Annotated in this window: 7 protein-coding genes; 1 reads left to right on the top strand and 6 read right to left on the bottom strand. The window is 73.3% G+C overall.

The window, feature by feature from the left end; genetic code table 11:
* Positions 1-30: 30 nt before the first annotated feature.
* From ACIRF9_RS14090 to ACIRF9_RS14070, 5 genes are all read right to left on the bottom strand, one after another.
* Positions 31-1824, bottom strand: a complete 1794-nt coding sequence (locus ACIRF9_RS14090; RefSeq protein WP_403820390.1) for a protein kinase — start codon at positions 1822-1824, stop codon at positions 31-33.
* A 59-nt stretch (positions 1825-1883) separates the two neighbouring features.
* Positions 1884-3629 (bottom strand): serine/threonine-protein kinase, encoded by a 1746-nt coding sequence (locus ACIRF9_RS14085; protein WP_403820387.1) that lies wholly within the window; start codon positions 3627-3629, stop codon positions 1884-1886.
* 147 nt (positions 3630-3776) lie between these two features.
* Entirely contained in the window at positions 3777-6461 is a 2685-nt protein-coding gene (locus ACIRF9_RS14080) for a protein kinase (protein ID WP_403820384.1), read from the bottom strand.
* Positions 6462-6662: 201 nt separating this feature from the next.
* The gene (locus ACIRF9_RS14075; RefSeq protein ID WP_403821202.1) at positions 6663-8774 is read right to left on the bottom strand and encodes a serine/threonine-protein kinase; all 2112 of its coding nucleotides are present in this window, start codon (positions 8772-8774) and stop codon (positions 6663-6665) included.
* Between the two features lie 231 nt (positions 8775-9005).
* The gene (locus tag ACIRF9_RS14070; RefSeq protein ID WP_403820381.1) at positions 9006-10712 is read right to left on the bottom strand and encodes a glycerol-3-phosphate dehydrogenase/oxidase; all 1707 of its coding nucleotides are present in this window, start codon (positions 10710-10712) and stop codon (positions 9006-9008) included.
* Positions 10713-11059: 347 nt separating this feature from the next.
* Here ACIRF9_RS14070 and ACIRF9_RS14065 point away from each other — a divergent pair, with 347 nt between their 5' ends.
* Positions 11060-12268: a nucleotide sugar dehydrogenase gene (locus ACIRF9_RS14065; RefSeq protein ID WP_403820378.1), complete on the top strand. Its 1209-nt coding sequence runs from the start codon at positions 11060-11062 to the stop codon at positions 12266-12268.
* 93 nt (positions 12269-12361) lie between these two features.
* Here the strand turns inward: ACIRF9_RS14065 and ACIRF9_RS14060 are convergent, their stop codons facing one another.
* Entirely contained in the window at positions 12362-13486 is a 1125-nt protein-coding gene (locus tag ACIRF9_RS14060; protein ID WP_390658199.1) for a GuaB3 family IMP dehydrogenase-related protein, read from the bottom strand.
* Between the last annotated feature and the right edge of the window lie 72 nt (positions 13487-13558).

The following is a 13558-nucleotide window of genomic DNA, read 5'->3' as shown; positions in this document are numbered from 1 at the left end:
GGCAGGCCGGTATCCACCGGAGTGGTGCAACTACCCTGTCACGAACGTGTCAACGGCGACGTCGAAGTACTCCCGTGCCTCCCGCACCTTCCCGACCGGCGCCGACACCCACACGTCGTACATCCGCCCGCCCTCCTCCCAGCACAGGTCGTACGTGTGCCGGGGGCCCTCCGCCGCGCTGAAGCCGTTCCAGGTGAACTCCCAGAAGGCGGCGGGGTGTCCGCCGTGCGTCGTCTCGGTGACCTTGCCGTCGTGGTAACCGGGGTTGGTGTCCGGGCCCTTGGCGGCCGCGCGCCGCATCACGCCCAGCGGGCCGCCCTCCTCGGGATCGGCGATCTTGATGCCGAGGCGGAAGGTGTCCCCCGGCGACATGTAGAAGACCCGCTCGCCCTGCGGCACGCGCGTGAAGTCGTCCGGCACGGCGAGGGAGAACCCGGCGGGGTCGTCGGCCACGCGGTAGCCGGAGGGGGCGGTGGGGCGGTCGTCGGAGGCGGGGCTCGGGGCGTGGGAGGCCGTGGCGGAGGGGGTGGGGGTCGTGGCCGTCGACGGGGGCGAGGCGGTCGTGGGGGCCGGTGAGCCGCCGGCGGTCGGTCCCGACGCCGCGCTCGTCGTCTGCCGGGGCGCCGTGGTCGTGGGGGAACCGCCCCCGTCGCCGTCCCGGTTCACCAGCAGCGCCGCCGCCGACACGCCCGCGCCCGCCATCGCGGCGACGAGCAGCGCGGCGATCAGCACGCCCCGCGTGGAACGCTCCCGGGCGACCGGCGGCGGCTCGGACCCCGGCCCGCTCCGCCCCGGCCCGCTCTGGCCCAGCCCCGTCTGCCCCAGCCCGGTCTCCCCCAGCCCGGTCTCCCCCAGCCCGGTCTGCCCGAGCCGGGACTGCTCCCAGCGCGGCTGCTCCGGCTCCCCGGCCCCGGTCGACCGGGAGGGTCGCGGCCGTGTCGGCAGATCCTGCTGGGTCGGCGTGTAGCCGGAACCCACCGCCGGGGGCGTGCGCCCGGTGTCACGGAAGGCGCGCAGCAGGCGTTCCGCCTCCGCCGCCGCGAGCCGCCGTTCCGGATCGCGCTCCAACAACCCCCGTACGACGGGCAGGAGCGGCGCGGCCTGGTCGGGCGTCCGGATCTCGGCCATGACCACGGCGTGCAGGATGCCGCCCAGCGAGTCGCGCCGGAACGGCGATTCGCCGCTCAGCGCGGTGCACAGCAGCGCGCCCAGCGACCACAGGTCGGACTCGGGTCCGGTGTGCGCGCCGGACATCCGCTCCGGGGCGGTGTACTCGGGCGAGCCGACGAAGGAGCCGGTCTCGGTGAGCGTGGTGGCGCCCGCGACCTGCGCGATGCCGAAGTCCGTGAGCACGACCCGGTCGCTGTCGTCCTCGAGCAGGACGTTCGCCGGCTTGAGGTCCCGGTGCAGCACTCCGGCCGCGTGGGCGGCGCGCAGGGCGCCGAGCAGGGCGATGCCGATCCGGGCCGCCTCGTCCGGTGCGAGCGGGCCCTGCTCGGCGATCCGGTCGGCGAGCGAGCCGCCGTTGATCAGCTCCATGACGATGTACGGGCGTTCGCCGTCCTCGACGACGTCGTGCACGACGATGATGTGCGGGTGGCTCAGCTGGGCGACCGCCCGTGCCTCGCGCAGCGTCCGGTCGCGGCGGCCGCGCGCCTCCTCGTCGGAGAGCGTGTCGTCCTGGATCAGCTCCTTGACCGCGACACGCCGTCCCAGCAGCTCGTCCGTGGCACGCCACACGACGCCCATGCCGCCCCGGCCGAGCCTCGCCTCCAGCCGGTAGCGGCCCGCGATGACACGGACGGTGTCCCCCTCGGTCCCCATGGGCTCATCATGCCCCACCGGAGCTCCCGGCTCCGGGTGGCCGACCGGCCAACCCCCCGTCAGGAGGCGCTGGGTTCCCGCCAGCTCTGCAGTACGGACTTGAACTGCTTGGCGGTCGTCTTCCAGTCATCGGCGGGCGCCGACATGTAGATGGCGTACTCCGTGCCGTCACGGGCGATGTACGTCTCCTCGATCGCCCGGCGCGGCCCGGGGAACTGCGTGTCCTTGGCCAGCGCGGTCCACGTGTACTCCCACTCGGAGCCGTCGCGGTCGCGGTAGATGTTCCTCTCCAGCTTGACCGTCTCGTAGTCCACCAGCCGGTCGAGCTGCGCTTCGAGGTCCTTCTGGTGCGCGTACGGGTCGTTGTAGTCGGGCGACTTGTCGAGCGCGATGCGGACGAAGTGCTCACCGCCGTCGGGCGAGTAGTCGATCTGCTGGAGGTCGCCGTCGTCCTGGAAGACCGTCCGCTGCCAAGTCGAGTCGGGCAGCGAGAGCCCGAAGCCCAGCGGGTCGCTGACCTCCGTCCAGGAGGCCGTGGGGCTCGGCGAGGGGGAGGGAGAGGCGGAGCCGGAGTCGGAGGCGGAGTTCGTGGTCCCGTCGGTCCCCTGTCGGCCCTCGTCCCACTGCTGGAAGGCCACCGCCGCACCCCCGCCGACCAGCGCGGCAAGGACGACCACGAGCGCGAGCGTACGCAGCCGACGACGGCGACGGCGCGGGGGCTGGGCGGAGGCGGGGTCGAGGTGGGGGCCCAGGTGCGTCGGGCCGGAGTGCGAGGGAGCGTGGCCGGGGTGCGTGCCGCCGACGGCGGTCGGGCCCGTGCCGCCGGGAACGGGAGTCCCCGCTTCCGGCACCGCAGGTCCCAGAGGTCCGGTACCGAAGTGGCTTCCGGACGCGTACGAGGACCCCGTACCGTTCGTCCGCCGGTCGGGTCCGCCGTACTGGTCCGGGCCGCCGAACTGCGTCGGGACGAACGCCTGTGCCCCGGTCGGGCGGCGCCCCTCCGCCGCCTCGGCGAGCAGCTGCTCGGCCTCGTCGAAGCTGGGACGGGTGGCCGGATCCTTGCGGAGCAGGGCGGTGATGACGGGGCCGAGCGGGCCGGCGTACTGCGGCTCGGTGGCCTCCTCCTCGACGACGGCCTGCATGGTGGTCAGCGGCGAGGTGCGGCGGAACGGCGAGCGCCCCTCCACCGCCGTGTACAGCGTCGCGGCGAGCGCCCACAGGTCGGAGGACGGGCCGGGGTCCTGGCCGCGCACCCGCTCGGGGGCGAGGTAGTCGACGGAGCCGACGACCTCTCCGGTGCGGGTGATCGTGGTGTCGCCCTCGATCTGGGCGATGCCGAAGTCGGTGAGGAGGACCCGGCCGTCGTGCGAGAGGAGCACGTTGCCGGGCTTGACGTCACGGTGCAGGACGCCGGCGGCATGCGCGGCCCGCAGGGCGCGCAGCACCCACAGGCCGACCCGGGCCGCCTCGGCGGGCTCGACCCGGCCGTCCTCCTTGACCGCGTCGGCCAGCGAACGGCCCTCGACCAGCTCCATCACGATCCACGGCCGGCCGTCGTGTTCGAGCACGTCGTGCACGGTGACGACGGCGGAGTGGTTGATCCGCGCGGCCGCGCGCGCCTCGGCCCGCGTGCGCGCGAGCAGGATCGCCTGGTCGCTCTCGGACACGTAGAGCGCGGCGGTCAGTTCCTTGATGGCGACGGCCCGGTGCAGCAGCTCGTCGTGGGCGCGCCACACCCGGCCCATCCCGCCGCTGCCGATGGAGTCGGCAAGCCGGTAGCGGCCCGCAAGGAGCAGGCCCTGCATCTGATTCACGTTGCCCCGCAATGGTCTTGACAGGGTCAGCGTAAAGACCGGGCCGCGTCCGGGGAACAAGCGGGGTGCCAAGGAGACAGCACTGTGACGGTTGTCGCTTCCGCGGCCGCGGAGCAACCTGGAGCGGCCGGGCCGTGCTCAGCCGGTGTACTGGTAAGTAGCCGCCGCCTGTCCGTACAGCCGCGTGACCTCGTCCCGTTCGGCTTCCGGACCCCTGACCTGCACGATGTGGTAGCGGCCGTCGATGAGGACCGCCAGATTGCGGACGTACAGCTCGCGCCCGCCGTCGGACCAGGTGAACTGGCCCTCGGCCATGACCCGCGTGCCCACCGTGGTGGTGCGCAGCCCGGAGGCCGTCGCCCAGCTGGAGTCGCGGTACGGCTGCAGTTCGCTCTCCTTCTCCCGCTGGTAGACCATCGGGTCGCTGCCGTTGGCGGACGCGCTGTCCCGTCCCGGTACGACGATCAGCTCGAAGTCTCCGTGGGAGTAGACGACCTGACCGCGTCCGTTCTTCCCGGTGCGGTCCCAGCCGTTGGCCACGGCGACCTGGAAACCGGCGGCGTCCTTGCGGAGCGTGAAGCCATCGGCGACGTCCACGCCGGAGCCCGTCCGGGTCTCGGTCGCCTCGGCGCTCGTACTGCTGCCCGGCGAGGTCTGGTCGGGGCGGGGCTCGCTGCTCGCGTCCGGGGCCTGACCGGCCGGCGGGGTGGCGGAGGCGGTGGCCCCGGTGTTCTGCGTGCCGCCGGTTCCGGCCGCGCCCTCCTCGTCCGCCTTGGGCATGAACAGGACGGCGTACGCGATGGCGCCGGCCAGCAACAGCAGGATCAGCACCAGGAGGGTGCGGCCCAGGCTGCGCGGCGAACGGCCCGTGTCCCGCGGGGCCCGCTTGTGCCGGCCGTGCGTCGCGGGCAGTCCGGCACGCCGTCTGCGCACCAGTTCGCCCTTGCGGCGCACGATCGGCAGCCGGTGCGGGTCGGCGGGCGGCGCGGCGACGACGTACGTCCCCGCCTCCGGTTCCGGCGCGGACCGCACCAGCGAGCGCAGCCAGCCGCGCAGTTCCTCGAAGTCGAGGCGCTCGGTGGGGTCCTGGCGCAGCAGCGACTCCACGACCGGCCTGAGCGGCCCGCACTCCTCGGCGAAGGCGGGCGGCTCGGCGCACACCATCTGCACCAGTTCCGCCGTCGACTCCTCCGGGTAGGGCGCGTGTCCCTGTACGGCCCTGAAGAGCAGCGCGCCGAGCGCCCACAGGTCGGTCGCGGGACCGATCGGCGCGGCCAGCTGCCAGTTCTCGTGCACCGGCCCGGCCTGCTCGGGCGCCCACCGCTCGGTGACGGGCCCGACGACCGCCATGCGCGTCTGCCGCGCCCGCTCGGCGGCCAGCGCGGTGGCGGGCCCACGCCGGACGGGTGCCCCGGGCACCCCGGCGGCGACGAGTTCGTCCCAACGGCCCCGGGCCCGCCCGTCACCGGCATCCCCGGCCGCCTGGGCGGGCAGCGGGGCGGGCGAGTACGGGGCGATGCCGGGCGCGCCGGGTCCCTGAACGTGGCCGGGGGCGGCGGGGTCGGCACCAGCGGCCCCCGGGCCCTGGCCGAAGCCGAAGGCGGAGCCTGATGGCGGGTTGGGTGCGGGAGCACCCCGTACCCCGTACGGGTCGGCGATCTGCCCGGGCGGCGCGGAGGAGCCGCCGGGCGCTCCGGAGAGCGTGTTGCCCGCACCGCTCCCGGGCGCACCACTCCCGCTCGCGCCACTCCCCGGCGCACCGTACGGCGAAGCCGTCATGGCTGCGCCTGTGTCCTCGGCCGGGGTGCGGGCCCCCGGCAGGGCCGCCCGGCCGTTCTGCTGTGCCTCCTGCACCCGGGCCGCCGCCCGCGCGCCCGCCCGGTACGCGGCGATCGCCCCGGCCCGTGCCGCACGGATGTCCCCGCCGGTCTCCACGGCCGCCCGACGGGCCACCGCACCCGACTCCCCGCCGCCGGTCACCGGCTCACCCGCCGGGCCCGGCAGCCCACCGGCCGCCCGAGCCTCGATGGCGGCCCGCCGCGCGGCCTCGGGATCGACGCCCCCGGCACCACCGGAGCCGGGACTCACACCACCGGAGCCCGCGCCCGGACCAGGACCGAATCCAGGACCGGCACCGGGAGCCACCGGCCCCTGAGGCGCGGGAACCGGAACCGGTGCCCCCGCCCCCGTCTCCTCCACCGGCACCGGGTCGTACCCGCACAGCGCCTCTTCCGCCGCCCCGACCGCCAGGCCGGTCAGCATGACCCGTCCGTCGTCGCAGACGAGGACGGTGCGTGCGGTGATGTTCCGGTGCACCCAGCCGTGGGCGTGCAGCACCCGCAGGGCCATGAGCACGTCGGAGGCGACCTCGGCCGCCCGGTACGGCGTCAGCGGCTGTTCGGCGAGCAGAGCGGCGAGTGGCCGCGCGGCCACCAGTTCACTCACTATCCACAGCGAGCCGCCCTCGGCGAACACGTCGAAGACCTGGTCGAGCCGCGGGTGGTCGGGAATGCTCGCCGCGGCCTGCGCCGCCTCCACCGCCCGCCGTACGACGGGATCGGCGGGCCGCCGGGTGCCGGTGCCGGCTCGCGCACCGGGAACCCGGCCGGTGCCCCTGCGCTCACGCGCCGTGAACCCCTCGGGCAGCCCCTCGGCGTCGAGCACCTCGGCCTCGACGACCTCGGGCAACGGCACCTGCCGGACCAGGACTTCCTGTCCGCTGTAGGTGTCGAAGGCCCGGGTCTCGGTGAGTTCGTACTCGTCGGAGGGCGGCAGCGGCAGGCGGTAGCGGTCGGCGAGTACCCGCCCCGCATAGTCGTCCACGTTGCCTCCCCCGGCCACCCGGTCGGTCAATTCCGTTCGCCTCGCGGGCCGTTCCAGCCGTATCCGGTCATGGAGCTGGATGCGTACGGTCCGCAACCACTCACGATACGTGCCGGAGGCAACCCGCAAAGAGGGGATGCGAGATCTCGCTCCCCGAACACCTGCCGAACACGGTGCGTGACCGCTCTGCCGTCGGGACGGCTACTTCTTGGGCGTGAAGGTGTCCGTCAGTGTCTGCCAGGTGTTCTCGCGCAGATCGCCGGACCACTTGGCGGCCTTCGCGGTGTACATCAGCGCGTACCCCTGGCTGCTGCTCACGACGAATCCGCGGTCGATGACGCGGTACTTCGTGCCGCTCTCCACGTAGGTGAACTCCCAGTCGGCCGTGTTCCAGCCGCGGTAGTTCACCGCCTCTATTCGGATCTTCTTGTACTGGGAGCGCTTCATATAGCGCTCCTGGTTCTTCCAGTCGGCGACGGGGTCGTCCTTGGGCGTGGTCGTCCAGGCGACCAGCAGCCGCTGCCCGTCGGGGCCGGTGAACCGGTCGCCCGTGGAGCTCGCCGACTGGAACTTCCAGCCGGTGGGCAGCCCGATCGAGTACCCCTGGCCGCCCTCGTACGTGGTCGCCGCCCGGCTCTCCTCGGCGGTGGAGACGTCGGACCCGCTGCCGCCGTCCGTGGAGGTGTTGCTCGGTGCGGCACCGGAGGTGGCGGTGCCGGTGGACTGCGAGGCCGACCCGTCGGACTTGGTTCCGCTGTCCTTGTCCTCCTTGGTGGAGGCGCTCGCGCTGGCGACGGTCCTGCCGCCGCCACCGCTCTTCGAGCCGCCGGCGCTGTCGTCGTCATCGCCGCCGAACGTGATGGCCAGTACGGTGCCGAGCACCGCGAGCACCACGACCACGGCGATGATGACCAGCGTCCGCTTCGGCACCACATCGGTCAGCGGTGCCCGGGGCACGGGCCGCGGCGGCAGGTCCGGCGGCGTCATCACGGGCCATCCGGAACTCCGGCCGCCCGTCCCGCCGCTCGCCCCGCCGTTCGTCCCGCCGTTCGTCCCGGTGGAGCCCTGCGCGCCCTGGCCCCCGCGGCCGCCGCTGCCGGCGGACGACACCGACGCGGAGCCGGCCGCTGAGGTGGAGGTGGCCGCCGGGGCGGCCGGGGATGCCGTCGTCGCCCTGGTGGCCGGGGCGGTCGTCCTCGGTTCGTCCGTCCGTACGGAACCGGAGGCCGCCGTGCCGGACGCGGTGGCCCCGGAAGCCGCCGTGCCACTGCCCGACTTGGTGCGGGACGCCGTGGTGGCCGCGGCCGCGACGGCGGCCTTCTTGCGCACCGAACGCAGCGCCCCGCGCAGCTTCTCGCCCGCCTCCGCGGCCGAACTCCCCTTGCCGTCGGGGCCGTCCGGCTGGACCGGCAGCGGCACCACCCGGGTGGCGTCGGCCGGCTCGGCCTCCTTCGGTTCAGGCGCGTGGATCACGGCGTTGAGCATCGCCCGCGCACCGGCGTCGTCGAGCCGCCGCTCGGGATCCTTGGTGAGGAGCCCGTAGATGACGTCCTTCAGCGGACCCGCGTTCTTCGGCTCCTCCAGCGGCTCCGTCATCACCGCGGTGAGCGTCGCGATCGCCGAGCCCTTGTCGTACGGGGGCGAGCCCTCGACCGACGCGTAGAGCAGACCGCCGAGCGACCACAGGTCGGCCGCCGGCCCGGGCTTGTGGCCGCGGGCCCGCTCGGGGGAGATGTAGGAGGGGGCGCCGACGAGCATGCCGGTGGAGGTGATGGACGGGTCGCCCTCGACCTGGGCGATGCCGAAGTCGGTGAGCACGACCCGGTCGGTGTCGCCCTCGAGCAGGACGTTGGACGGCTTCACGTCACGGTGCAGGATGCCCTCGCGGTGCGCGGACCGCAGCACGTCGAGGATGGCGAGGCCGACCTCGGCCGCGCGCCTCGGCTCCAGCACGCCGTCCTCACGGATGACCTCGGCGAGCGACTTGCCCTCGACGAGCTCCATCACGATCCACGGCCGGTCGTCCTCCTCGACCACGTCGAAGACCGTCACCGCGCTGTTGTTGCGGATCCGGGCGATGGCCTTGGCCTCGCGCAGCGTCCGTGTGATCAGCCGGCGCTTCTCGTCCTCGTCGATGTTCCCCGGGAACCGCAGCTCCTTGACGGCGACCGTCCGGCCGAGGGTCTCGTCCTCGGCGCGCCACACCGTCCCCATGCCGCCGCGGCCGAGTACGCCTCCCAGCCGGTACCGCCCGGCGAGGAGACGTGCGCTCTTGTCCTGACGGGGTGTCCCCGCCCGCTCCGCCTCCGACATGCGTCCCCTCATGCAACCCGCCCTGACAGAGCCTCCATTGTCCCTCACCCGACAAGTGCCCGACGCCCAGGGTGCCCCTCCATGCCTCCTCACCGCACCCCGGGACGGGAGCATTCCGGCCAGAAGGGGCAGCAAACTCCGGCCAGATCATGACATGACCGCCGCTTCACCCCGTCAACAGCGGTTGAACCCGCGACATTCACGCGGTCAGGACAGGGGCCGCGGTGCGCGTCAGAGCGGCACGATGTCCGGTGCTCCGAGCCTCGCCGCGTCCGCCGTCTGGTCGTCCGGCTGCAGTTGCGACTCCCGCTCGGCCTCCACCCGCTTCTCGTAGTGCTCGACCTCGCGCTCGATCTGGTCCTTGTCCCAGCCCAGCACGGGCGCCATCAGCTCGGCCGCCTCCCGGGCGCTGCGCGTGCCGCGGTCGAAGGTCTCGATGGAGATGCGGGTGCGCCGGGTCAGCGCGTCGTCCAGGTGGCGTGCCCCCTCGTGGGAGGCGGCGTACACGATCTCGGCGCGCAGATAGTCGTCGGCGGCCTGGAGCGGCTCGCCCAGCGAGGGGTCGGAGGCGATGAGGTCGAGCACTTCCTCGGCCATCGTCCCGAAGCGGTTCAGCAGATGCTCCACCCGCACCACGTGCAGCCCGCTGCGCGCGGCGATGCGCGCCCGCGCGTTCCACAGGGCCCGGTAGCCCTCGGCGCCCAGCAGCGGCACGTCCTCGGTGACGCATTCGGCCACGCGCATGTCGAGCCCGTGCACGGCCTCGTCGACGGCGTCCTTGGCCATCACCCGGTACGTCGTGTACTTGCCGCCCGCCACGACCACCAGCCCGGGCGCGGGATGGGCGACGGTGTGCTCGCGCGACAGCTTGCTGGTGGCGTCCGACTCGCCGGCCAGCAGCGGCCGCAGCCCCGCGTACACGCCCTCGACGTCGTCGCGGGTCAGCGGCACCCGCAGGACCGAGTTCACATGCTCCAGCACATAGTCGATGTCCGCGCTGGAGGCGGCCGGGTGGGCCTTGTCGAGGTCCCAGTCGGTGTCGGTGGTGCCGACGATCCAGTGCCGGCCCCAGGGGATGACGAACAGCACGGACTTCTCGGTGCGCAGGATCAGACCGGTGGAGGAGCTGATGCGGTCCCTGGGCACGACGAGGTGGACGCCCTTGGAGGCGCGGACGTGGAACTGGCCGCGCTCGCCGACCATCCCCTGGGTGTCGTCGGTCCACACACCGGTGGCGTTGACGATCTGACGGGCGCGGATCTCGTACTCGCCACCGCCCTCGACGTCCTTCACGCGCGCGCCGACGACCCGTTCGCCCTCGCGCAGGAAGGCCGTCACGCGCGCGCGGTTGGCCGCCTTCGCGCCGTAGGACACCGCCGTGCGCACGAGGGTGGCGACGAAGCGGGCGTCGTCCATCTGGGCGTCGTAGTACTGCAACGCGCCGACCAGCGCCTCCTTCTTCAACGCGGGGGCGACGCGCAGGGCGTGACGGCGGCTCAGGTGACGGTGCAGCGGCAGGCCCCGGCCGTGCCCGCGGGCCATGGACATCGCGTCGTAGAGCGCGACGCCCGAACCGGCGTAGAAGCGCTCCCAGCCCTTGTGCTGGAGCGGGTACAGGAACGGAACGGGCTTCACCAGATGGGGTGCGAGCCGTTCCAGCAGCAAACCGCGTTCCTTCAGGGCCTCGCGGACCAGGGCGAAGTCGAGCATCTCCAGATAGCGCAGGCCGCCGTGGATCAGTTTGCTGGACCTGCTCGACGTGCCCGACGCCCAGTCACGCGCCTCGACCAGGCCCGTGGACAGGCCGCGGGTCACGGCGTCGAGGGCGGTGCCCGCGCCGACCACTCCGGCTCCCACGACCAGCACGTCCAGCTCGCGCTCAGCCATGCCCGCCAGTGACTCGGCTCGCTGCGCCGGCCCCAGTGTCGCTGTCCTCACCGCTGCCTCCCGCTGTCCGTCGCGCCGGCCGCACCCTCAGGGCGAGGCCCGCTCGGTGTCCCCCTGCCCAAAATTCTGACCGCCTTGCCCGACTTCAGCCACCACTCACCCCCAGCCTGTGGACAACTCTCACGGAACCGGAGCGGACCTTCCGGAGAACACGGCTGTCCGGCACGGCCCGCCCGCCCTCCCGACCAGCGCGGCCCTGCAAAACGGTCGATCAACACAGCCGATCAATCCCGCATAACGGTCATATTTACTCCTAGTCTGACATTGCGCTCGCCCGTCCTGTCCACAGGGCTTGCGTACCTGTCCCGCTTCGGTTATTGGGAAGGACGGCCCACGCCATGCCCGCAGATCTCGCCGTCATCGGACTCGGCCCGCTCGGCCTGCCCCTCGCCCAGTCCGCCGTGGCCGCCGGAATCCCCACCCTGGGGTACCGGACCGGCCCCGAGGCGGGCTCCGTCACCCCCGCCGAACTGCGCCGGATGCTCTCGGGGGGCTTCCGGCCGGCCACCGACCCCGCGGAACTGAGCCGGGTGCGCACCGCCGTCATCTGCGCCCCGACCCCGCGCGACGCGGACGGCGGCCTGGACCTCGGCCAGGTGGAGGCGGCCGCCCGCACCCTGGCCGGGCAGTTGCGCCCGCACACCACCGTCATCCTGGAGTCACCCGTGCACCCGGGGACGACGGAGGAGTTCCTGCTCCCGCTCCTGGAGGAGATGTCCGGCCTGCGCGCGGGCCGCGACTTCCACCTCGCCTACTCCCCCAGCCGGGTCGACCCCGGCAGCCGCGCCTTCACCCCGGCCAACACGCCGAAGGTCCTCGGCGGCCTGACCCCCGCCTGCACCGAGTCCGCCGCCGCCTTCTACGGCCGCCTCACCGACAAGGTGGTACGCGCGCGTGGCCTGCGCGAAGCCGAGACCGTGCAGCTTCTGGAGACCAACTTCCGGCACGTCAACATGGCCCTCGTCAACGAGATGGCCGTCCTCTGCCACGACCTGGGCGTCGATCTGTGGGACGTCATCCGCTGCGCCGAGACCAAGCCGTTCGGCTTCCAGGCCTTCCGCCCCGGCCCCGGCGTCGGCGGCCACTCCGTCCCCCTGGACCGCACCGGCCGCCCCGGCAGCCCGCTGCGCATGGTCGAACTCGCCCAGCAGGTCAACAGCCGTATGCCCCGGTACGTCGTCCAGCGCGCCGCCGCGCTCCTCAACGAGCACGGCAAGTCGGCCCGCGGCGCCCGCGTCCTCCTCCTCGGCGTCACCTACAAGCCCGACCTCGCCGACCAGCAGAACACCCCCGCCCGCGAGATCGCGCTCCGCCTGATGGAACTCGGCGCCGCCGTCAGCTACCACGACCCCCACGTCCCGTCCTGGAGCGTCCTCGACCGCCCCGTCCCCCGCGCCGACTCCCTCTACGAGGCCGCCGCCGACGCCGACCTCACGATCCTCCTCCAGCACCACCGCACGTACGACCTCCAGGGCCTGTCGGTGAAGGCCCAGCTCCTGCTGGACACCCGGGGGGCCACGCCCACGGGGGCGGCACAGCGGTTGTGAGGGGGGTGCACCTACGCAGGAAGGGGGCACCTACACAGAAGGGGCCGGTCACTCACCCAAGTGAGCGACCGGCCCCTTCGCGCGTTCTGCCTGCTACCGCCGGTGCACGGAATCCGCGACCGTGACCTCGACGCGCTGGAATTCCTTCAGCTCGCTGTAGCCGGTCGTGGCCATGGCGCGGCGGAGGGCGCCGAAGAAGTTCATCGAGCCGTCCGGGGTGTGGGACGGGCCCGTGAGGACCTCCTCGATGGTGCCGACCGTGCCGAGGTCGACCTTCTTGCCGCGCGGCAGCTCCTCGTTCACGGCCTCCATGCCCCAGTGGTGGCCCCGGCCCGGCGCGTCGGTCGCGCGGGCCAGCGGGGAGCCCATCATCACCGAGTCGGCGCCGCAGGCGATCGCCTTGGGCAGGTCGCCGGACCAGCCGACACCGCCGTCCGCGATGACGTGCACGTACCGGCCGCCGGACTCGTCCATGTAGTCCCGGCGGGCGGCGGCGACATCGGCCACCGCGGTCGCCATGGGGACCTGGATGCCCAGCACGTTGCGCGTGGTGTGCGCCGCGCCGCCGCCGAAGCCGACCAGGACGCCCGCCGCGCCGGTGCGCATCAGGTGCAGGGCCGCCGTGTAGGTGGCGCAGCCGCCGACGATCACCGGGACGTCGAGCTCGTAGATGAACTGCTTCAGGTTCAGCGGCTCGTGCGAGCCGGAGACGTGCTCCGCCGAGACGGTCGTCCCGCGGATGACGAAGATGTCCACGCCCGCGTCCACCACGGCCTTGGAGAACTGGGCCGTGCGCTGCGGGGAGAGCGCGGCCGCCGTGACCACGCCGGAGTCGCGCACCTCCTTGATGCGCGCGCCGATCAGCTCCTCCTTGATGGGGGCGGAGTAGATCTCCTGGAGGCGACGGGTCGCGGCCTCGGCCGGCAGCTCGGCGATCTCGTCGAGCAGCGGCTGCGGGTCCTCGTACCGCGTCCACAGACCCTCGAGGTTCAGCACGCCCAGGCCGCCGAGCTCGCCGATGCGGATGGCGGTGGCCGGGGAGACGACCGAGTCCATGGGAGCGGCCAGGAAGGGCAGCTCGAAGCGGTAGGCGTCGATCTGCCAGGCGATCGAGACCTCCTTCGGGTCCCGCGTACGGCGGCTGGGGACGACGGCGATGTCGTCGAAGGCGTACGCCCGGCGGCCGCGCTTGCCGCGCCCGATCTCGATCTCAGTCACGTCTGTGGCCTTTCCCTGATGCGTTGCAGCGTCTTCCAGTATCGCCGACGGGCACGACGAGGGCGGCCCCGG

It is taken from the genome of Streptomyces sp. NPDC096132 (assembly GCF_044763345.1).
In the GTDB taxonomy this organism is placed as follows: Bacteria; Actinomycetota; Actinomycetes; order Streptomycetales; family Streptomycetaceae; genus Streptomyces.
This window is presented reverse-complemented; position numbering and strand designations above follow the sequence as displayed.